This window comes from Gottfriedia sp. S16(2024), from assembly GCF_050473765.1.
In the GTDB taxonomy this organism is placed as follows: domain Bacteria; phylum Bacillota; class Bacilli; order Bacillales; family Bacillaceae_G; genus Gottfriedia.
The window spans coordinates 3,717,994-3,740,116 of sequence record NZ_JBFLUO010000001.1; the positions used below are offsets into that span (position 1 = coordinate 3,717,994).

20 protein-coding genes and 1 pseudogene are annotated in these 22,123 nt (G+C 30.3%); 17 read left to right on the plus strand and 4 right to left on the minus strand.

Features of this window, described 5'->3' with window-relative positions:
* Positions 1-136: 136 nt before the first annotated feature.
* Together AB1282_RS17525 and AB1282_RS17530 are read left to right on the plus strand one after the other, a co-directional pair.
* Positions 137-3,307, plus strand: coding sequence for an ATP-binding cassette domain-containing protein (locus AB1282_RS17525; RefSeq protein ID WP_429899655.1), 3,171 nt, complete (start codon positions 137-139; stop codon positions 3,305-3,307).
* 723 nt (positions 3,308-4,030) lie between these two features.
* Complete coding sequence (locus tag AB1282_RS17530) at positions 4,031-4,612, plus strand: MerR family transcriptional regulator (protein ID WP_429901168.1); 582 nt, start codon at positions 4,031-4,033, stop codon at positions 4,610-4,612.
* Between the two features lie 700 nt (positions 4,613-5,312).
* Here the strand turns inward: AB1282_RS17530 and AB1282_RS17535 are convergent.
* Positions 5,313-6,227, minus strand: coding sequence for a DMT family transporter (locus AB1282_RS17535; protein WP_429899656.1), 915 nt, complete (start codon positions 6,225-6,227; stop codon positions 5,313-5,315).
* 385 nt (positions 6,228-6,612) lie between these two features.
* On the opposite strand from AB1282_RS17535, the gene AB1282_RS17540 reads away from it, so the two are divergent.
* Positions 6,613-7,164, plus strand: a complete 552-nt coding sequence (locus AB1282_RS17540; RefSeq protein WP_429899657.1) for an NADPH-dependent FMN reductase — start codon at positions 6,613-6,615, stop codon at positions 7,162-7,164.
* Between the two features lie 64 nt (positions 7,165-7,228).
* On the opposite strand, the gene AB1282_RS17545 is transcribed toward AB1282_RS17540, so the two are convergent.
* The gene (locus tag AB1282_RS17545) at positions 7,229-7,855 is read right to left on the minus strand and encodes a trimeric intracellular cation channel family protein (RefSeq protein WP_056473142.1); all 627 of its coding nucleotides are present in this window, start codon (positions 7,853-7,855) and stop codon (positions 7,229-7,231) included.
* A gap of 172 nt (positions 7,856-8,027) precedes the next feature.
* Between AB1282_RS17545 and AB1282_RS17550 the strand changes: the two genes are divergently transcribed.
* The 7 genes from AB1282_RS17550 to AB1282_RS17580 all read left to right on the plus strand — a co-directional run bounded on the left by AB1282_RS17550 (position 8,028) and on the right by AB1282_RS17580 (position 14,593).
* Positions 8,028-9,239: a serine hydrolase domain-containing protein gene (locus AB1282_RS17550; protein ID WP_429899658.1), complete on the plus strand. Its 1,212-nt coding sequence runs from the start codon at positions 8,028-8,030 to the stop codon at positions 9,237-9,239.
* Between the two features lie 213 nt (positions 9,240-9,452).
* On the plus strand, positions 9,453-10,037 hold the full coding sequence (locus AB1282_RS17555) for a phosphatase PAP2 family protein (RefSeq protein WP_429899659.1): 585 nt from the start codon (positions 9,453-9,455) through the stop codon (positions 10,035-10,037).
* Positions 10,038-10,064: 27 nt separating this feature from the next.
* On the plus strand, positions 10,065-10,739 hold the full coding sequence (locus tag AB1282_RS17560) for a response regulator transcription factor (RefSeq protein ID WP_429899660.1): 675 nt from the start codon (positions 10,065-10,067) through the stop codon (positions 10,737-10,739).
* A complete protein-coding gene (locus AB1282_RS17565) occupies positions 10,714-12,069 on the plus strand; it encodes a sensor histidine kinase (protein ID WP_156339574.1) in 1,356 nt (451 codons plus the stop codon). The genes AB1282_RS17560 and AB1282_RS17565 overlap by 26 nt, the downstream gene beginning before the upstream one ends.
* 26 nt (positions 12,070-12,095) lie before the next feature.
* Positions 12,096-12,743, plus strand: coding sequence for a VTT domain-containing protein (locus AB1282_RS17570; RefSeq protein ID WP_056465391.1), 648 nt, complete (start codon positions 12,096-12,098; stop codon positions 12,741-12,743).
* Positions 12,744-12,884: 141 nt separating this feature from the next.
* Positions 12,885-13,457, plus strand: a complete 573-nt coding sequence (locus AB1282_RS17575) for a hypothetical protein (RefSeq protein WP_390312931.1) — start codon at positions 12,885-12,887, stop codon at positions 13,455-13,457.
* 32 nt (positions 13,458-13,489) lie between these two features.
* Positions 13,490-14,593 carry an MGDG synthase family glycosyltransferase gene (locus tag AB1282_RS17580; protein ID WP_390312930.1) on the plus strand — a complete coding sequence of 368 codons (1,104 nt, stop codon included), beginning with the start codon at positions 13,490-13,492 and terminating at the stop codon, positions 14,591-14,593.
* Between the two features lie 89 nt (positions 14,594-14,682).
* Here AB1282_RS17580 and AB1282_RS17585 read toward each other — a convergent pair whose 3' ends face one another.
* Complete coding sequence (locus AB1282_RS17585; RefSeq protein WP_429899661.1) at positions 14,683-15,384, minus strand: polysaccharide deacetylase family protein; 702 nt, start codon at positions 15,382-15,384, stop codon at positions 14,683-14,685.
* 137 nt (positions 15,385-15,521) lie between these two features.
* Between AB1282_RS17585 and AB1282_RS17590 the strand changes: the two are divergent.
* The 3 genes and pseudogenes from AB1282_RS17590 to AB1282_RS17600 form a co-directional block, all read left to right on the plus strand.
* Positions 15,522-15,713 (plus strand): annotated as a pseudogene (locus tag AB1282_RS17590) (ATP-binding protein); the annotation flags it as partial.
* A gap of 245 nt (positions 15,714-15,958) precedes the next feature.
* A complete protein-coding gene (locus AB1282_RS17595) occupies positions 15,959-16,279 on the plus strand; it encodes a YbjQ family protein (protein ID WP_088011817.1) in 321 nt (106 codons plus the stop codon).
* A 463-nt stretch (positions 16,280-16,742) separates the two neighbouring features.
* Positions 16,743-17,036, plus strand: coding sequence for a hypothetical protein (locus AB1282_RS17600; protein ID WP_429899662.1), 294 nt, complete (start codon positions 16,743-16,745; stop codon positions 17,034-17,036).
* A 333-nt stretch (positions 17,037-17,369) separates the two neighbouring features.
* Here the strand turns inward: AB1282_RS17600 and AB1282_RS17605 are convergent, their stop codons facing one another.
* Positions 17,370-17,507, minus strand: a complete 138-nt coding sequence (locus AB1282_RS17605; RefSeq protein ID WP_390312926.1) for a hypothetical protein — start codon at positions 17,505-17,507, stop codon at positions 17,370-17,372.
* Positions 17,508-18,439: 932 nt separating this feature from the next.
* Between AB1282_RS17605 and AB1282_RS17610 the strand changes: the two genes are divergently transcribed.
* The 4 genes from AB1282_RS17610 to AB1282_RS17625 all read left to right on the plus strand — a co-directional run bounded on the left by AB1282_RS17610 (position 18,440) and on the right by AB1282_RS17625 (position 22,121).
* Positions 18,440-19,090: a hypothetical protein gene (locus tag AB1282_RS17610; protein ID WP_429899663.1), complete on the plus strand. Its 651-nt coding sequence runs from the start codon at positions 18,440-18,442 to the stop codon at positions 19,088-19,090.
* 752 nt (positions 19,091-19,842) lie between these two features.
* Complete coding sequence (locus AB1282_RS17615; protein WP_429901170.1) at positions 19,843-20,166, plus strand: sugar-binding domain-containing protein; 324 nt, start codon at positions 19,843-19,845, stop codon at positions 20,164-20,166.
* A 4-nt stretch (positions 20,167-20,170) separates the two neighbouring features.
* Positions 20,171-21,733: an autoinducer-2 kinase gene (gene lsrK, locus AB1282_RS17620; RefSeq protein ID WP_390312924.1), complete on the plus strand. Its 1,563-nt coding sequence runs from the start codon at positions 20,171-20,173 to the stop codon at positions 21,731-21,733.
* A gap of 19 nt (positions 21,734-21,752) precedes the next feature.
* Positions 21,753-22,121 (plus strand): cupin domain-containing protein, encoded by a 369-nt coding sequence (locus tag AB1282_RS17625; protein WP_056465448.1) that lies wholly within the window; start codon positions 21,753-21,755, stop codon positions 22,119-22,121.
* Positions 22,122-22,123: the final 2 nt, after the last annotated feature.

Here is a 22,123-nt window from a genome sequence, read left to right on the forward strand (position 1 = left end):
ATTCACGATCTATAGCTTGGATTGTCTTAAATTGATAAAATATTGATTGTAAGTATAATTGCAGAAATTAAAGGTCATATAAGGAAAGAGCATACATAATTTATTCAAATTTTACGAGATAAGAGAGGATAAGAATTTGAAGATAAGTCAATTAATTGCAAATAATATTAATAAATTAGATGCAATTTTACCTGAGAACCAATCATTGGGAATTGCAGGATTATCTGGTTCTGGTAAAACAACTTTTTGTCAAACAATTGGTGAGGAGTCAAAGAAACGACTAGTGTCTTTACTTCCAAAGGCTGAATATCAATATTTATTTCCAAACATAATGGAAACAAATTTTAGTGCGATTAAAATGGAAGAAATGCCATTAGTACTATTCCTTGGCAAATCATCCATTTCTACGAATCCACGTTCAACACTTGGAACACATACTGGTGTTTTTAAGGACATTCGTGATTGTCTTGCAGAAAAGTTTAATCTTTCTCCAGAAGTTTTTTCATTTAATAATGAATTAGGCTGGTGCCCGGATTGTAAAGGCCGCGGAATTACAAAAAATATTGAATGTAATAAGTGTAAAGGAAACCGATATAATCAAAAAATTGAAGAATATACAATTGAGTTATTTGATCGTCCACATACTATTTCAGATATTAATAACTTAAGTGTAGAAACAATCTTATCATTAGCTGAAGAATTACAAATTAGTGAAGCTAAACAGCATTTACTCAACAATATAATCAAAATGAATATTGGCTATTTATCCTTAAATCGAATAACAGGTACATTATCCGGTGGAGAAATAACTCGACTTTATTTAGCCGAATTTATGGCAACTAGTGAAAATACTGTTATTATCATCGATGAAATTTCGGTTGGTCTTGACCATGATACTTTAAATAAAATATTAGACGAGATAAAAGAATTAGGATTTAAAAATCAAATATGGTTAATTGACCATTCCGACAATGTGTTAGATGCAACAGATGATCAAGTATTTTTCGGACCTGGAAGTGGTAAATACGGTGGGAAAATTGTAGAAGAATCACCACGACCTAAACCGATTCTTTGGGAAAGAAACGAGATTTTGCCAAATGAGTTCTATGAGTTTAAAGATCTTCATTGTCGTAATATCCAAATTCAAGAAATACAAATCCCTCAAAATAGACTAGTAACATTTACTGGCGAATCTGGATGTGGTAAATCTACTTTAGTAAATGAATGTATGGCAAAAGACTTTTTAAAACGATATCCAAAAGATAAATTAGTGATGGTAGGTCAAGATCGAAACCAATCGATTACGAGTCGATCAACAGTTGCTACATTCCTAGATATAAAAAGAAAGTTAACAAAATATAGTGAAGAAATAGATGATATTTTCCTGCGTTCAATCGAGGATATCATTGATGAACTACCGAACGAAGACATTGCTCATAAACGATTAAGCTTATTAATTAAACTTGGTCTTGGCTATCTTACTCTTGAAAGAAAAACACAAACACTATCAACCGGTGAATTTCAATGTGTACATTTAGTTTCTGAACTATTTACTAATTCAAGAAATCCTCATACACTATTCATTTTTGATGAACCTTCAAAAGGATTATCACAAAATATATTAAATCAATTTATAGATAGTGTTCGAGAAATTCTAAAAGATGAATCAATTTCTATTATGATGATTGAACATAATGCATACATGTTAGACAGTTCGGATTATATTGTTGATTTTGGGAAAAGAAAGATTACCCCTGTTGAACATCTTGAAGTTGTAAGTCATGATGATTATTTTAATCACATAAAACAGGATTCTGAAAAGCCTCATGCGCAAATCTCTTCAGCACTAAAAGTACAAAAGGGAGTTCAATATTTACAAGAAAATAATATAAATTATTTCAAAAATGCAGAAAACATTTATAAAGGTGGTATATTAAAAAGTTTATCATCGATGGCACGACTTATTTATGGAGAATATGAATCTGATGCTATTCTTCCTGTAATTGCAATTGATTTAGAAAGACATTTATATAGTCAATATACATTTTTATTTGAAATCGGCGGACTTATTAATCAGGTCGTTGCTTCACATCCGACTAATAAAGACACAAGAAGTTTTGACTTTTATAACCAAGAAAATCATTGTCCATCCTGCTCTGGCCGTAGAGTAATTGAAAAGTTTGATATTGATGTAGTCATACAAGATAAAATAGTACCTTTTTGGGAAGGTTTATTACATTCAGATGTAATGGAAGTTTTAAAATATTACCAATATCCTAAATTACAATTCCTATTTGATGAAATAAAAAATGAACTTGGACAAGACATTAGTAAAAGTTTTAATGAAATGTCAGAAGCAGAAAAGCATACTTTTTTATATGGATACTATGAAAAAACTTTTTACGATAAAGCTGGAAAGACGCAAAGATTATGGGAAGGTTTTAATACGATTATTGGACGGTATATGTCAATTTCAAAATCTCCTATTAAAGAACAAATGAAGGTTTCCAAAGAGCAAATTATATGCCCTATTTGCGAAGGTACAGTATTAAACCACCACAAAAAATTAATGTTTGGCAAATTTGATATTCGTGAAATCATCAATCAACCTGTAGATCAAGTAATTAAAACAGTTGGCCAGCTACCAGTCCTAGAGGAAATAAAATCAATTGTTGGTGGAGAAACAACATTAACAGTAGAAGTTTCTTTACTATCCCGAGAGCAACAAGTTGCTTTAAAAATGCTAGAAATAAAACAAGCAAGCTTCGTTGGATATGAAGTAGTATTACAAAATGCATTACCGTTTTGGGATCGTGTTGAGTCAAATATAGAAGACGTAAGTAATAAAAACTTAGTAACGATAACTGATTTTAAAAATATATTTGAGACTAGAGAAGACATTATTGACAAATATTTTACAAATGGTAAATTCAAAAAACTAACATATGTTTATGAAGCATTTGGCTATAAAAAAATCGTTACACTAATTAATAAAGTAAAAGCGAGTAACCCTTGTCCGTTCTGTAAGGGAAAGAAAGTAATTTCTGAAGATAATCTACATGACGGAGTATATAAATTAACAATACCTTGTGTTAGCTGTTTAGCTAGTGGAATCAATGAGAGTGGACGTCAACAGCTTGTTGAGGGCATTGCGGTTCAAACATGGCTCACTGGTAAAGTAAGTGAAATAGTTCCTGAAAACCTACTAACCGAGGAAGTTAAAGATATACCGATATTTAATCGCATAAGAGAACTCAATAAACGTGATATGATGGCAGTTTATCAATGTTTGATTCAAAATAATTAACAATAAAAAAACTCATTTTCGAAGATTGTTTTGAAATGAGTTTTTTATTTTGGAGCATTTATATACGTGTCAATATAGCAGCTAAAATTGTTAAAAAATTTTCATAGAATAATGTTCACACTTTATACATGGTAATAAAACAGTATACTTAGTATGATTATTCTGTAGGGAAAAACGAATTTTCTAAAAATATATTATTAATAGATAATATTTCAACCAATATTTTAATTGAAAGTAGGAGATATGATGAATCATTTAAACTTAGGTAGAAACTTAAAAATATCAGCGGGTTTAACAGTATTTGTAATATTCTTGATGACATATCTTTTAAACTAAAATATTGTATTTTGCATAATAATTTGATTTGAAAACTCATTTGTAAAAATACAAATGAGTTTTTTATTATATTTCTTTTAAAAATAAAGAAACTATTAGATCATTTCATTCGTATAAAAATAGAACTGTAAATTAGAACAATGTATCAAGATTATATAAAGATAACATACATACAAATGTACGTTACTTTTAATAAATTATCCTAGTAGAAATTAAATAGAGAATCACAATTAAGTTGTGGTCCTCTTCTCTAAAAGTTCATTTATTTGCTTATCAAAACTTCCTCTTTCAATAAACTCTGGTGCTAAATTCGGTAAACCTTTTGCAATGCAAAAAGGAGATAGCATGCCAGTATAGAATATAAGCATTGTAAGGAGTGTGAGGGGTATGATAGACGGAGATGTAATATTAACTAGTACTCAAATAAGAGAGCAGTTGGAGTTGAAACCAAGCACCTTCAGAAAATATCAGGACATCTTAGAGAATGTTGGTTATACAATCAAGAAGAATAGTAGAGGACATCGACAATATTCAAATTATGATGTCTTGATCTTCGAAAAACTAATTGAATTAAGTAAGCATGATGGTATGACGTTAGAGAAGTCTGCGAGAATGATAAAAGAGCAAACCAATAGATTAATACCTCATACTGACATGATAGTCGAAGAAAAGTCTTTAAACTTAACAGAGCACCTAATACAGATAAACAATGAACACCAGTTGCAAACAATTGAAAAACTAATGAATGAAATGGAAGAAAGACTTTCTAAAAAGATGGAACGACAACATAAAGAAGTATTAAAGCAACGAGAAAAGCAGACTAGCTTACTGTTAGAAGAATGGAGAGAACAAAGAAAACAAGATCAACAACTGTTATTAGAAACGGCAGCCACCCAAGAAAAGAATTCATTACGAAAGAAAGTAAGTGAAAAAATAGAAGAATTTAAAAAATGGTATTTCGAAATTTGAGCTAATATTACATTTTAGCGATTTCGCATTGCTTTTGTCGTTGGAATGATAATAGCCAACTTATATGGAATTTTACACTTAATAATAATTAATAGCAGAAATTAGGGAGCACTTAAAACAAGTGTTCTTTTTATTAAACTGAAATTATTATGTAAAATTGTTTCTTATTGATCGTTCTTCAGGAATGAAGGTTTTTCATTAATCCATTATTCTAGTATCCTTATTATGTTCAAAAAATGCTGTTGAGGTATGGTTAATCTTCATAAATTGACGAAATGGGTTGTAATCAAATATCACAAAAACAGAACATACATTCTGGTATTTTGAATATACTTATGGTAAAATTAGGTAGAGTAGAGTTGTGGTAGGTGCCTTTCTTCGTAAAGAAGGGAGGTGAGAATGTGACTGGTTATGAGATTGCAAATTTAATTATTCAAAGTGTTGGGATAACTGCAACTGTAATCTTAAGCATAATCGGTATAATCATTTCTATTAGCAAAAAAAAATAACCACCCTACCCCTCGAAAAGGTTGTGGTGATTATTTCTTCACTGGATCCGAGGAAAGCAACTTTACCAATTACTACTCGGAAGGGGTGTGTTCGCAGCACATCCCTTTTTAGTATATTCTTTATGACTTTATTATAGTCCTTTTAGTATAGTTTGACAATGAAGTTAAAGTTCTTTTTAACTGAATAAACGTTAATTTGCAATTTTTTCATTTGAATTTTGCGATACCTTTTTTGGTGAATTCAGGAGCAAAATTAAAGCGATACCTAAAAATGTCATAAAAATTCCAATAACTTGGGTTGGTGTTGGTTTAAAACCTGTTATGACTGTATCTAACACAATTGCAACTGCAGGATCTAAAAATGTTAATACAGCAATCATATTAGAAGGTAAAAATCGAATATTACCAAAGAATAATGCATAAATAACGCCTGTATGAACAAATCCAATAATCAAAATAAAAGACCAGTTTTCTAAATGCAAGTTTTGAAAAGAATCAAATTTAACAAAAGGAATTAAAAGCAGAAACCCTAATGTTGTCTGAAGTAAAGTCGTAAAATATGAACTTGTTTGTGTAATCCCTTTATTCACAATCATTAATAATCCATAAAAGATTGCAGCAAGAAATGCCCAAATGACCCCAGACGAAAGGAATTTATCAAGTGTAAAATCAGAATTAATCCCAGATAAAAGGATCGATCCGATAAAACTACTTAAAACACCAAGTAATGGAACTAGCGTAATTTTTTCTTTATAAATTAAACTACCTAATAAGAATAAAATAACGGGAGCTAAGTAATAAATTGAAACTGAAATTGTAACTGATAAATTTTCAAATGATTTAAATAAAAATACCCAATTTAAAACTAATAAAATTCCACTAAATAATGAAAGAGATATATCTTTTTTATTAAATATTTCTTTTTTAGCTAACCCTGAAAAATACCAAACAGACAATAAAAATATACTCGCAAAAACACATCTAATAAAAACTAAATCAATGGCTTTTAAGCCCGTTTTAGGAGCGACGAAACCTACTGTTCCAAAAGTAGCCATTGCAATAATGATACTAATTGTCGCCTTTTTATTTACTGCCAAATTCCCCAATATGTATCACATCCATTCCAAGTGTAATTTCAATATTCTGTCAAATAAGTATATACTAAACTTTAGTGTTATATCAATCGAATAGTTTATGTATAAGGAATAACCTTACTCATTGATGTTTCTTGGGTTGAGATTAACTTCCTCATAAGGTGTTCATAAGGAGCAAAAAAATCAAGAAGATGAGAATCTCTTACTCATAAGTTCAAAATAAATATATTTTCCACGACTTTTAAGATTAATACAATCGAAGTTTTCATTAAATTCAGTTTAAATTAATAGGCAAATAAATAGTTTTCATTTATACTATATTTTGTAGTTTTAAAGTATTTTTAGTTAAAATTTGTCAATTAGTTGGCAACTATTTTAAATTGTGAGGGGAATTTTAATGAATATCGTCGTAGTAAATGGTTCACCTAGAGCAAATGGTCGAACTAGATTCTTAGCAAAACAAATCGCGGAATCTAATAATTATACAAATTTAGATTTAGCATTTGAACAAATTCCTCTTTATAATGGGGAAGCTGAACAAAAAGAAATAGAAGCAGTTAAAGCAGTTAGAGAATTACTAATTAAAGCAGATGGAATCGTTATTTGTACGCCGGAGTACAATAATGCGATGAGTGGAGCTTTAAAAAACCTAGTTGAACTATTAGGTTCTGAGCCATTCAAGAAAAAGCCAATTTCTTTATTAGCAGTAGCTGGTGGAGGAAAAGGTGGTATTAATGCTTTAAATAGTTTGAGAACAGTAATTCGTGGTGTTTATGGAAATGCATTACCAAAACAACTAGTTTTAGACCCTGTTGATTTTGAAAATGATACAATTGTGAAGCCTGAAGCTTTTGCAAAAGTAACTGAAGTAATTGATGAATTAAAAGAATATGTAAAAAAAGAAATTTTATATAAAGAATACATAGAATCAAATAGTGTTTCTAAGTAATAAAAATGGTCCTAATCAATTATTGGTTAGGACCATTAAAAATAGCTTAACATATTTGTTAAGCTTAAAGTAAAAACGATTTATCATTAACATTTCTAATAGGAAAGTTTACTTTATATCGTACAGCAATAATTCTAATTGCTGTTGTAATTAGAAAACAAATATACAAAGATTGCAGTTTAGTAAATTCGCCATGTGTAAACAAAATTGTTACAGAGCCAATAATTGCTGCAATTGCATAAATTTCTTTTCGGAATACAAATGGAATTTCTCTTGCGAATACATCTCGCATAATTCCACCACCAATTCCAGTGATTAAACCCATCGAAATAATTAAAAAAGAACCTTTTAAACCGTGATCAATTGCCGAATATGAACCAACTGCAGTAAAAACACCAAGACCAATTGCATCAGTAATGATTAAAGTTGATTGGAACTGCATTGTTCGTTGATAAAATAACCATGTTACAATTGAAACGACTGTACTTACGATAAAGTATTGAGGTTTTGCAAAAGCATTCGGTACCGTTTGACCTAAAATAATATCACGAATTAACCCTCCGCCAAGCGCAGTACAAGCTGCTAAAAAAACAACACCAAATAAGTCCAATTTCTTTTGAATACCAACCAAAGTACCAGAAATGCTAGCAGCTATAATTCCTGCATAAACAAAAACCTCGATCAAAATCATCCATTCTATCCCCTTAATTCCATTTTCTATGATTCATTTTAGCAACAGGTAGTGAGTATTACAATATTAAAATAACTTTGAAAACGCTTCATTTAAAAAAATTTTTTTACATAAAAAATTTACAGTATTTTACATAAATTTCACTTGAAATTTATAGATTGGAGAGGTTAAAATGCTAAACAATATGAAACAACAAAAAAATGAAGTGGTATCGGGAGAAATTCAATTAATAATGGACAAATTTAATATTGTCGGGTGTCAAGCAGCAGTCGTTATAAAAGATAAACTGATTTGGTCTGATGCGTATGGTTTTCGTAATTTAGAAACAAGAGACTTAGTTACGGAAAATACAATGTTTCGAATTGCTTCTATTTCAAAACTTTTTACTGCTACAGCAATCATGCAATTAGTTGAAAGAAAAATAATAGATTTAGATCAAGATATTAGTCATTATTTAGGATTTAAAATAAGAAATCCTAAATTCCCAAAATCTCATATTACGTTGAGACAAATTTTAACTCATACATCTTCACTTAACTCAGACGATGCATCAAATAGTGTGTATGCAAAATTTATTAGAGATGGACATTCTAATTTTTCTTTACAACTTACAGAATTATTTGATGAAAATGGAAAGTATTTTACGAAAGAAATATGGGGGGATTGGAAACCAGGAGATCATTGGATGTATTCAAATATAGGTGCGATCATATGCGGTGCAATTATTGAAAAAGTCACTAATTTACGCTTTGACGAGTATATCAATCAAAATATATTTGAACCTCTAGAAATGAAGAATGTAGCTTTTTCCTATTCAAATATTAATAAAAGCCATGAATTAGCAAACTTATATGAAAAAAATAAAGATACGAACGAATATAAAGTAACAATTGAGGATGTTAGGCAAAGTGAATATTCGGAAACTCATTGGGATCAATACATCATCGGAAACCATGGAGGATTATTTGAACCTCAAGGTGGACTAAGGACAACTGCCGTTGAATTAAGTAAGTTTTTACGAGCACATATGTTAAACGGGAGTCTAAATGGGCACCAAATTCTTGAACAAAAAACGTCAAAATTAATGAAATCAATTCAATGGTCTAGAGAAGAAAATAATCATTTCTTTAGTAAAATGGCTCTTGGTTTTCATATTAGCCACGACTTTTTACCTGGCTACAAAGAAATGATTGGACATGCTGGTGAAGCATACGGATTAATCAGTAATTTATATTGGCATGAAGAAAAACAATTTGGCATGATCTTTATCTTGAACGGAAGTCAGTTTGATTTATTAAAAAATTCTAGATTCGAAGTAGAAAAAGAATTAGCAGACGTAATTTTTAAACATGTACTTGGTGAACGTGTATTAAAACTTATTTAAGGTAAATAATGAAAAAACAGTGAATCTAAACTATACACTTTTTAATCACCCACATACTTAAATTGTTTGAATATCTGTAGTCTAAGAAAAAAGGATCTATTTTATAATAGGTCTTTTTTTATTAGAAAAACATATTTCCAATCAAAATTTTCATCAAATTTTCATAAAACTTTTATATAATAATTTCCGATCAAAAAAATGGAGGAAATTTTAATGAACTACTCAATATTTAAATTAATAAATAATTTTGCTGGAAAATGGCCGACATTAGATAATGTAATGATTTATTTATCTAAAACTGCCATTTTAATCGTAATAGCACTTTTATGTTTTTTATGGATTCAAAAAGGTACCGAGCGTAAGTATACAGCTTTTTATATCGCTTTAACACTTATTTTAGCACTAGGCGGTAACTTTATAATCCATCAATTTTATTATCACGCACGACCATTTGTGAATCACCATGTGACGAAACTGATTTCACATTCATCGGATTCATCTTTTGTAAGTGATCATGGAACATTAGTATTTTCTACAGCTCTTATTTTATTGCTTAGAAAAGATCGTTTAGGTATGGTTTCACTTGTGTGGGCGATTTTAGTTGGTATTTCGCGTATCTTTGTTGGGGTACATTATCCATTTGATATAATTGGTGCATTTATTTTGGCTAGTATAGTAGCGATTATTGTTTTAAAAACATCATCATTAACGGAACCATTAATGAAAATATTATTGAAAATATACGAAAGAATAATAAACAAGTTACCATCTAATATGAAAAAGAAATTAAGTGCCTGATTAAGAACTTAATAGAGGAGACTTCTTTTGAAAATTTTATTTGCTGAAGACGATCAAAAACTTGGAAAAATGACAACCCATTTGTTAAAAACACAAACTCCATTTCAAATCGAATGGACTACTAATGGAAAACAGGCATTGGATTTAGCTACTCACTATGATTTTGATTTACTTATTTTGGACTGGATGTTACCTGAAATAAGTGGTTTAGAAATATGCAAAAAGCTAAGAAGAGGTGGATTTAAAGGACCTATCTTAATGTTAACAGCGAGAGACAGTATTAATAATCGTGTTGAAGGGTTAGAAGCTGGAGCGGATGACTATTTAATTAAACCATTCGATTTTAGTGAACTTGCCGCAAGAATTAAAGTACTCAATCGAAGAAATTTTGCGCCACTTCAAGATGAATTAATCACGATTGAAGACTTAACATATAATCGGACAAATTTTAGTTTAAGTAGAGGTAATGAACAAATAATTTTGACTCAAAGAGAATTGCAATTATTTGATTTATTAGTAAAAAATAGAGGGATTGTGCTTACTAGGGAAGTTATTTTTGAAAGAGTTTGGGGAATTGAATCTGAGGTAACAAGTAATGCTGTTGAAGCGTATGTAAAAAATCTAAGAAAAAAAATTGATCTACCATATCAAAAAACCTATATAAAGAGTGTTAGAGGTGTTGGATATACAATCGAAAAATGAAATCTCATTATTTCATCAAATTAGCAAGCGATTAACATTTTTCAATCTTAGAATTTTAATGATTTTCATTATTTTATTTAATATTTCAGTAGGAAGTGTATTGTCGTTTTATATTTATTTAGATCAAAAGAGTGATCTAATTACAGTATTAAAGGAAGAAATAAAAGAAGTAAAAATGAATGCTGCATCTCTAGGTCCAAATGATGATATTACTCAAAGAAAACATAAACGCAAAAATGTTTATTTTAATTATTTTTTAAATAAAAAGAACGGATTTGAAATCTATGATGAAACATCACCAGGGTATACAAAAGATATAGAAAAAGTTTTAAAACAGATTAATCCTAATCATAATAAAGTATTTATTAAACGAATTAGTCCTCATGATAAAGAAGAACTAAATTTAATGATTGCTGCAGAAAAGGTATATGATTCATCCAATCATTACCTCGGTACAATTTATAGTGGTAAAGATTTATCGTCAGTTATTTATTTAATAAAGCAGTTTATCAGTATCTCATTTCTACTCTCAATTATCTTTTGTTTTATGGCGTACTACTTCGGCAAGAAAATTACAAATCAGGCAATGGAACCAATTATTTCATCTTATAAAGAACAACAAGAATTTGTGGAAAATGCTTCACACGAACTTAGAACACCGTTATCTGTATTACAAGCTGGTATAGATGTATTAAGCGTTGAGCAAGATCGCTTATCTGATTTCGGTAAGGAAACCTTAACCGATTTAAAAAAGGAATTAAGTGATACGCGTAATCTTGTCCATCAATTACTGTTTCTTGCAAGACTTGACCAGAAACAAATCGCCAAAGTTAATATTGAAGAATTTAGAATTGATGTCTTTTCGGAACAAATTCAAAAAGCATGGCAATATAAAGCATCAGAAAAAAATCAAATAATACAGCTATTAAATGAACAAAAATTTATTGTTAAAACAAATCAAGAAAGTCTAAAACAATTGATTAATATCTTTGTTGATAATGCGATTAAATACTCACATGAGGACCGTACAATTTCGTTAAATTACTACGTGAGATCAGAAAAAAAAACAAACTATTTCTATTATGAAATAAAAGATAATGGTATTGGAATTGCAAAAGAACTACAAGACAAAATATTTAATCGGTTTTATCGAATAGAAGAGCATAGATCAAGAGATGAAGGTAATACAGGACTCGGGTTATCGATCGCAAAAACGATTATTGAGTCTTTAAATGGAGAAATTATTGTTAATAGCGAATTCGGAAAGGGTAGCAGTTTTAAAATTAAAATTCCGATTTCAAATTTGTTTCAAATTAAGAAAAACATATAGAGAAAATTTTAAGGGAGTTAGAGTATATGGAGATAATAAAAAATTTTATTGATCTCATATTGCACTTAGATCAACATTTATTAACTTTTGTGCACAACTATGGGGCATTAACATATATCATCTTATTTTTCATTATTTTATTGGAAACGGGACTTGTTGTGACACCATTTTTACCAGGAGATTCATTAATTTTTACAGCAGGTGCACTTGCATCCTTACATTTATTAAACTTTTTTGGATTATTAATCCTTTTCATAATCGCAGCTAGTTTAGGTGATTCTTTAAATTATTTTATAGGTAATAAATTCGGAAGTAAATTAAGTAAGAGTAATAAAATAAATACAAAATACATTCATGAAACTGAAAACTTTTACAAACAAAAAGGGCCTAAATTTATTGTACTAGCAAGGTTTATTCCGATTGTTAGGACATTTGCTCCATTTGTAGCAGGAATCGGTGAAATGAACTATACAAAATTTATTTCATATAACATTTTCGGAGCAACACTATGGGTTGGACTGATGGTTTCGATTGGTTTCTTTTTTGGTAATATTCCAATTGTTAAAAATCATTTTGGGATCTTAACGATTGGAATCATTCTTGTTTCAATTATACCAATCATTATCGATGTTCTTAAAAAATTAAGTAAGAAAAGTAAATTGTCACAAAATTAATCAATTTTACCAAAACATAATGCAATTTTCATTAAATTTTCACTTTTATTTTGTACATTAGTTATATAAAAAAGGGGAAATTCAAAAAATAGATAGTGCTATCTTCAATTTTCCTTTAATACTTGAAAGGAACGAATCAAAATGATTAGTAATTGGATAAAAAATAAATATGAGAGAAAATTAATTTATATAGCATTAGTAATTTCGATTATTCTTTTTATCATTGCAGGGTCGAAAGTCTCGCATCGAACTGAATTATTAACGAATTTGGGACCTCATATACAAAATGGCATACAACATGGTTTTCATAAAATTAATCCTTTAAAAATGTATGCGAAAGATAAGGGATCCCTTGGTAGAATAGGTGTATTTGCGGGATTTATTCTCTTTCCACTTTATTTTTTAATTAGATTTAAAAAATTAAATGACAAAAAGCAATTTAAGAAATACTTAGGTAAATTATTGAAATGGTGCAAGTTAATACATGTCCCAATCTCGTTAATTACTTTTGCTTTAATTACGGTACACTCTGTGATTATGACTTTTTTTGAATGGAAAACAGATGCTGTTTATATTTCAGGCGTAATAACTTATTTGCTCTTAGTCCCACTGGGGATATTTGGTTTTTTAAGATATAAACGTAAAGATAAAAACTGGCATTACTATCTTTCATTTGCAGTAGTAATCTCAATGTTAATTCATACATTCGTTTAATTAATTTGTCTATTCAAAAGAGGTTGATTAGTATGGTATTGCAGCCTAAAATACTTGTCGTTACATCGAGTTTTGGAAATGGGCATAAAGAAGTATCAAAAGCGTTAAAAAGTGAGTTTGAACATATTAACCTTAACGATGTAACAATTATTGATATATATGAAGAAGCATATCCAACAATAAATGTATTTGCAAAAAGTATTCATTTGCAATTATTCCAACATGCCCAAACAATTTATAAATGGTTCTTCTATGGAACTGAGAAATTATTCAGTACAGTCATTTTTGACAGGCTTTTAGAATTATGCGGTAAGAATATAAAAAGTATTCTTCAAAAAGAGAAGCCTGATATTATCATTACTACATTTCCAGTTGGATCAGTAGCAAAATGGAAAAAATATTCATCACATCCTTGTAAATTATATACAGTTGTTACCGACTATTATATTCACCGTTCATGGATTCATAATGAAATCGATCGCTATTATATAGCAACGGAAGGATTAATCCATCAAATGGTGAATTTAGGCGTTTCATTATCGAAAATATTTGTAAGTGGTATACCTCTTCGCCAAGAATTTAAAGAAATAGATTTCTTGAATGAAGGTACAAGTAAATCGAAATCAAACGATCAAATCTTGATAGTTGCTGGGGCAGTTGGATTATTAAAGGACGTAGAAAAAATGGCCAAGCAGTTACTTACTGAAACAAAGCTTAATGTAGCTGTGGTATGTGGCTATAATCGCATACTTTATAATAAATTAAGTAAATTAAATGAAGAATACGAAGACCGACTACAAGTATTTGGATACGTAAATAATATACGAAATTTGTATAAAAAATCTGATCTCTTAATTACGAAGCCGGGTGGTATTACATTATCAGAATGTATTGCATGTAATTTACCGACAATTCTATATAAACCGACACCAGGCCAAGAAAAAGAGAATTCCCGAATATTTGAAAATGCTGGTGCTTCAGTTACAGTAAAGTCGTTAAATGAATTAACTTTTTATATAAATCGAATTCTTTTCAAATCAAATCATTTAGAACAAATGAAATCATCTTTAACTGCATTAAATAAAGGATTTAGTTCACAATTAATTGTCAATGATATTTTTAGTTCAATTTCTTAGAAGATTTATGACTAAAAACTTTATAAATACTTAAAAACACCACAAGGTAATGAGTTCCTTGTGGTGTTTGGTTTTGAATGAATAAATAACTAATGATCAATCCTAACAAATTGATATTGGTTTTGTAAACAATGTTCAATAAATTTTTCTAATGCTTTTATTGTATGAATAGGCGCATCTTCATCTGCACCTAATGTATCCCCATTATCATGTAATAAAATAATTGATCCTGGTTTCGTTTGATTTAACAAACGAGTATAAATGCCATCACTACCTTCTTTACTACTCCAATCATTTGCCATTACCGACCATAAAATAATTTTAAGCTTTTTTTGAAATAGGAGAGGTAGTGAAACTAACCCCCAAGGCGGTCGATAATAAAGTGGATCACTGTTCGTTATTTTCTTAATAATACTTGCAGTCTTTTCGATTTGATTTTTTATGTATTTTGGACTTAGAAACCAATTACATTTATGTTTATAATTGTGTATTCCGATTAAGTGACCATCTTCATGTATTCTTTTAATGATCGTAGGATACTTTTCTGCCGCTGAACCTAATACAAAAAAAGTTGCTTTAATTGAATGACTTTGGAGTAAGTCTAAAAGTAAATTCGTATAAACTGGATGTGGACCATCATCAAAAGTTAAAGCAATCCGTTTCTGACTTATAGAAGAAACTTGATGGATAGAAAAGAATTTAAATAAACGTGTTAGTAAACTCGGGATTGGTCCATATAGAATAAATACTAATAATAGTAACCCCCCGATTATGATGAAAATTCTAAGCATATATTCTCCTTAACTAACTATAAATAAAATGATAATATAATTTTATTATAGTCCAATTTACTAATTGTTGGTAATTAAAAGAAGAAAATATTATGATGAAATAAGAATATACTAGCGAAAAGTGAGTACGGGATAATATGAGAAAGATTATATCGATCCAAGGCCCAATGGCTGGCGGAAAAACAACACTTGCGAAAAGATTAGAAAATATATTAAAAAGTTTTCGTGTAATCTATGAAAATCCTTATCCAATTGTTCAAAGTAGGAATGATTTAAAACTTGATTTACATACATTAGAGGGGTTTATTAAAAATCAGCATTTATTATTGATGTAAATGAAAAGCCATCATTTGAAGTAGAAAAATCGGTCTTCAAGTAATAACTTATAATAATTTTTTAAGTAATTGAATTTCACTTTAGTAAAAAGGGTTTAAACCTATTACATAGAATTAATACAATATAAGTTTCAAATTTTCCATTTTTAACTAATGATGTTTAAAAATGGTATTGAAATAAAGACACAAAATTAAATCAATCTATTTGTGTAAAGAATAAAAATTTTGAGGTGAACAATATGATCGTAGTTACAACTGAAAATATTGAAGGGTATAAACTAGTTGAAGTAAAAGGACCTGTATTTGGAGTAATTGTACGTAGTAGAGGACTAGGTGGCGATATTTTAGCTGGTCTAAAAAGTCTTGTTGGTGGAGAAATCAAACAATACACTGCAATGCTTGAGGATGCGAGAAAAGAAGCGATGGATCGAATGACTAAAAATGCTAGTGAAATGGATGCAAATGCAATTATCATGATGCGCTTTGATTCAGGTGAAATTGGGCAAAACATGAGTGAAATTGTAGCTTATGGAACGGCTGTTGTAGTCGAGAAAATATAATTAAAAAACCTTGTCTTTTCAAGGTTTTTTTTATTTCAATTTTTATAGAATTAAATATAAATAAAAAAAGTGCGGACATGTTTACAAGTAAACCGTACGAAAAATCCCCATTAAGAAACGCTTTTCGTATCTAGTAAAAAAAACTGGCATCTTTTAGGATGCCGGACATTTTACTTTGTAAAAAAATACTTGTGCATCTAGAGGACACTAATTTCTCGTTGGATAAGGTATCTCAGGAAAAGAAAGTCGTATTAAATGTAGACGATAGAGCAAAGGATCTTGCTTAACGAGTGTTTTCCTTCAATCAAAAAATTAGCAATGATTTACAACTAACGCATTGCTTTAGTTGAAGATGATTAAGAACTGTTTTACATTCTTTCGTTGTGTTGACATTAGGTATTGTTGGAAGAAGGTCTATTTAATATTTATTATCAAACTTTTCTTTTTAATATGAGGTGGAGTAATGAGGATAAGAAATGTGACTTTTGTAGATGATGCAAGTGGAACTTCGGAAATACCTGCTCCAATTGTTATCGATTGGATAAGTCTCATTTTTTGGGTATTAATGTTTTCTGGATTAGTTCTATGTGCATGGGGTCTTTGGAAAAAATTTTGGAAATCATTACTAATAAGTGGAATTGTATTATTACTTCCAACTCTGTATTTTTTTATTGCATCAGAGAATTGGTTTAGATTAATTGTGCTAGTACCTCTGATTCCTTTCGTACTTACTTATTTCACAAAAAAAGAAAAATAAGTGCAAACCCAGAACTGTGTATGGCTCATCGGGTGAAATTTAGCTTTAATTTTAATTGTAATTGTTAGAACCCCCTCCAATCACGGTTAATTAAATTGCACAGAAATATTAGAAATAATAGATTCTTTGTGAAATAAATAAGACTAATCCCTAGAATTATCAGACAAAATGGACATAAAATCAGATGTCTAATTCAAAACTGTTTTTGCTATTTAAAATAAACATTTTCTAGTCCGACCTTGATTTCGTAAAAAATATTTTTGCGATTTAGGGGTCTTTTTTATGTTAAACCGTTGTCAATCTAGTGATTTCTATTCAGTCTTTTGAGCCAAATTATATTGACTCAATCTTAGTACTACAATTATAAAGAAATGCCCTAACTTGTTCAGCGCTTATTCCTATTTCGATGCATTCTAATAACAAATCTATCCAGTTTAAATCCGTTGAAATTTTTTCTTGTTCTGATTGCATAGTAAAGCCCCCCTTAAATAATGAATGTATTAATGGTGTATTAAATCTTTAATATGAATGTTTCCTCCGTCTATCTTCTTTAACTAGTAGGTTCTTTATTTTTGATAGCATCTTGATCCTTCGACTTTACCGTCATTTTACTTTTGTTCTTTTTTGTCGAAAATTTTCTTTCTAATATTACGATTTTTTGTAATAATCGTAATATTAATTCCTTCTTTTTATAATACTGTCACGGAAATACTTTGTATATTGGGGGAATATTGATAAAATTAGTTTTTTTTGCATTCGATATAAATCGATAAATTTGATTATCGAAGACGTTATATATACAAAAAATAGAGGAGATTTTAGATTTTTCACTAAAAAAGTACTAATTTTTAACCATATATTATTTTTTTTGATTAAAAACATTCTAATAATATTGGGCAATTTAGTAAGAATTTCTAATAATTTTTTAATTTTTTTCAAAAAAATGCAATTTCCAAAATTTACATATTATTCAAAGACGATTCAGTGAAATTTATTTATTTAGAAATGATCGCCACAAAAGTATTTGACGGCTATGCTCCTGGTGATAATTTGAAAATAAGTGAACACGGGTACATAAATGATTGGATTGATCAATAATGAAACACAGGGTAGAAATGTATTAGTTGGAAAAGGTTGAAGCAATTGTCTTATACAGTCGAAAGTTATAAAATCTTATTTTCAATTAAGAGTGCTACAGAAACAAATGAGAGGGCCGTTTTCAAAACACTCCAATATAAATACATAGTTGGAAGTTAAGGTGTTCACTTCGTTGTAGATTTTTTGCTTCATGCAATTGATTCAATCATCAAGAAATTAGTCTATTTGGTATACCTTGAATGTATTCTTTTTAAAGAAGGAATATAATTACGAAGTTCATATCACGAAAAAAGGAGTGTGTTAGAATGCCTAAACCTTACTTGCGTTTTTTAGCTATTTGTAGCGTAATAGGAAGTGTTCTTCAAATTCTGTCGCTTATGGTCTCTAATATATCTATAAAAAACAACATGATGTTTGAAGTGGGAGTCGGAACCACATTGGCGGAATTGGCTGGGGATATACTGATTTTACTGAGTTTCTTTAGTGTTCTTCTTTACGCATACAGTAAGAAACCAAGTAGGAACATGGCCATTTCTCATTTGTTCTTTTTTATCGGACTATTACTTAACCTGTGTTATTCCGGAAATTCTTTCTTCAACGAAATGGATTTTTGGAACGCTATTCATAATTCCTCACAAAGTGAGATAATGAGTTTTATATCAGTCCCTTTGGTGGTATCTTACTTTCATCATTCATCTTTATCAGCGGGTAGCATCATGTTTATCATAATGAACTTCTTTTTCCTCTATTATGGAATCAGTAACCTTATCGAACGTGTATTGCCTCTTTTTAGCATGATCCTCTTGATAGCCGTGGCTCTTGCGCCTTTCTTCACTATAAGAGCAGATTTCCTCCAGTTCATTTGGGACCTTGCTTTTATTTGGATTGGAAGAGAGATTTATTCTGACAATTCTTCAAAAAAAATTAGAAAAAGTAATAGTTTAGAAACAATTTGATTTAATTAAAAAAGAAGATGTAGGATTTAAATCAAGATTAGAATATAAGGGAATGGATAGTTGTTAAGTAATAATATCTACTGACATCTATCCTTTTTTGTACTTTATATTACCTCATTAACAACACTTTTGTTCTTGAATGAAAGATTTACTTTTGAACTATCTTAATATATTTTTCGTTTTCTTTCTTTTACTGATAATGAAATAATCAATAAAATTAAGTCGATATTTGTTCAAATTACAAAAATATTATCAGTCTGAAATAAAATTTGAATATTCAGAAACTTATTTTGTAAGGTCTTATTATTAAGATTACGGATATATTTCTAATAAGCAGGTGAACAATTTTTTTAATGAGAAACTTTCGTTATGGTGTGTAGTAGTAGATGAGCCAAGTAGGTTATATGGAAAATATGCTGATGAAAGTAGCCTGGTACTACTATAAAGAGAGCTTAACTCAAAATAAATATTTATGGTTGGCCTAGTTTGGAGAAGAGCTGTTTCCAGAACGATTGAATACTTGAAAATGGAACCCTTTAGTCATATTTCAGTTGTAATCTTAAATGGGGTAGTTCTTACTATCTCCATAATCGCCGTCAAAAAAAGGGCGGTTTGGAAAAATTTCAGGATATACATATAATTCCTGCTCCATTTTTGGCTTCAACCGAAGAAATGACAGGAAAATTTTTATCTAAACTTTCAATAAAAGACATTCCGAGGTGGCTAAATCCACAATATAAATCATTGTTGGTATTGTCGGTATTTATCCTGATGCCACGATTATTCAGGAAGAAAAAATGACCATGAACGAACTGACATTTATTAAACAACCGAATGAAGCCAGCGATATTTTAGGTCAATTTTACGATCAAAATGGTAAAATTATTGATTTGACACACCCAAAAAGGCTAATCGGAACGGACTTGAAGAGTCTAAGAGTTTTAAATGTTATAGCCGTGGCTGACGGAGAGAAAAAAATTGAGGCCATATACAGAGCTATAAAAGGAAAGTATATTACGTTGTTGATTACAGATGAAGCTACAGCTATTTCATTACTCAATATGGAGGTGAAATAAATTAATGGCGTACATTCTGGCATTTGATGCTGGTACTGGTAGTATTCGCGCTGTTTTGTTTGATCAATTAGGAAATCAAGTTGGGTTTTCACAAATAGAATGGAACCATTTATCAAATGATAAGTATCCAGGATCTATGGATTTTGATTGGGAAACAAACTGGAAGTTAGTCGTTCAGTGTGTAAAGTCTGTTATTGAAGAAACAGGAGTAGACGGTAAAAAAATAAAAGCGATAAGTGCAACGAGTATGAGGGAAGGAATTGTCCTTTATGATGAAACGGGTAAGGAGATTTGGGCTTGTGCAAATGTAGATGCTCGAGCTTCGGATGAAGTCAAAGCATTAAAGGAATTAGATCCTGAATTAGAATACAAGATTTATAGGTTAACAGGTCAAATGTTTGCATTAGGGGCACTGCCAAGGCTTTTGTGGATAAAAAATCATTTACCAGGCATTTATGAAAAAGCCACTGACATGACAATGATTAATGATTGGATTCTTTATAAATTGTCAGGGAAACTTCAAGTGGATCCTTCAAATGGGTGTACTACAGGGATATTTGATATTGAGAAAAGGAATTGGGAAAGTGATGTAGTAAAAATGTGCGGACTAAAAAATAATTTATTTCCTCCGGTAAATGAAGCTGGTACCGTTATCGGTTACGTGACGGATGTAGTAGCAGCGTACACAGGTTTGAATTCAGGAACTCCGGTTATTTGTGGAGGCGGAGATGCTCAAATGGCTTCTGTTGGTGTTGGTGCGGTAAAAGCGGGGCAAGCTGTTGTATCAGGTGGATCATTTTGGCAACAGGAAGTCAATGTGAAACAGCCTTTAGTTGACAAAAGTGGCCGTATACGGGTTAACTGCCATGCAGTGCCTGAATTATGGCAGCTAGAAACCATTGCTTTTTTCCCCGGGCTTGTAATGAGATGGTTTCGTGATGCATTTTGTGATTTGGAAAAAACAGAAGCAAAAATGACCGGTCGAGACCCGTATGAAATTTTAGAAGAAAAGTCAAAAAATGTTCCAATTGGGGCAAATGGGATTATTCCTATATTTTCAGATACGATGAATTATAGCGCTTGGCGTCATGCATCTCCATCATTTATTAATCTCACTCTAGATCCTCTAAAGACTGGTAAAAAAGAAATGTTTAAATCGATTCAAGAAAATGCTGCGCTTATCACACTAGGAAACTTAAAGATTATAGAAGAAGAAACTGATTATTATCCAAGTGAAGTTATTTTTACTGGTGGTGCTTCGAAAGGAAAACTTTGGAGCCAAACCCTAGCAGATGTCCTTGGAGTACCAGTGAAAGTACCTGTAGTTAAAGAAACAGCAGCACTTGGCACCGCATTATTTGCGGGGATTGGCATAGGAATTTATGAGAATATCCATCAAGCAGTTAAACAAGTTGTAAAGTGGGAGAGGACGCATATACCTAACAATGAAAATCATAAACAATACCTAAAAATCTATGAAAAGTGGAGAAGTGTATATTTAGAACAGCTTCAACTTGCTGATCGTGGTTTAACCACGCATATGTGGAAGGCACCTGGTCTGGAATAATGTGAAAGGGTGTGAAGGGATGAAGAAAGTTCACGAAAATGACTTCGATTATCGGTTTGGCGACAACGGGCCGAAATATTTAACAAAAGGTCCAAATATAGATATTGGTGTGGTTGTATTGAAACCAGGTCAAGACTTCCAAAACCATTATCATACAGTTTGCGAAGAAATTTTCTATATCCTAGAAGGGCAGATAGATTTCTATATTAATGGTAATAAAGTTCCTACAATACCAGGTGATATGATTCAATGCCGACCAGGAGATGCACATTACCTTATCAATCAAACTGACAAAATCTTTAAAGCCCTCTTCATTAAATCTCCGCATATTTTGGAAAGAGATGTTGTGAATATAAAGAATCCAGAAATCAAGTTAAGGAGTGAATAGAT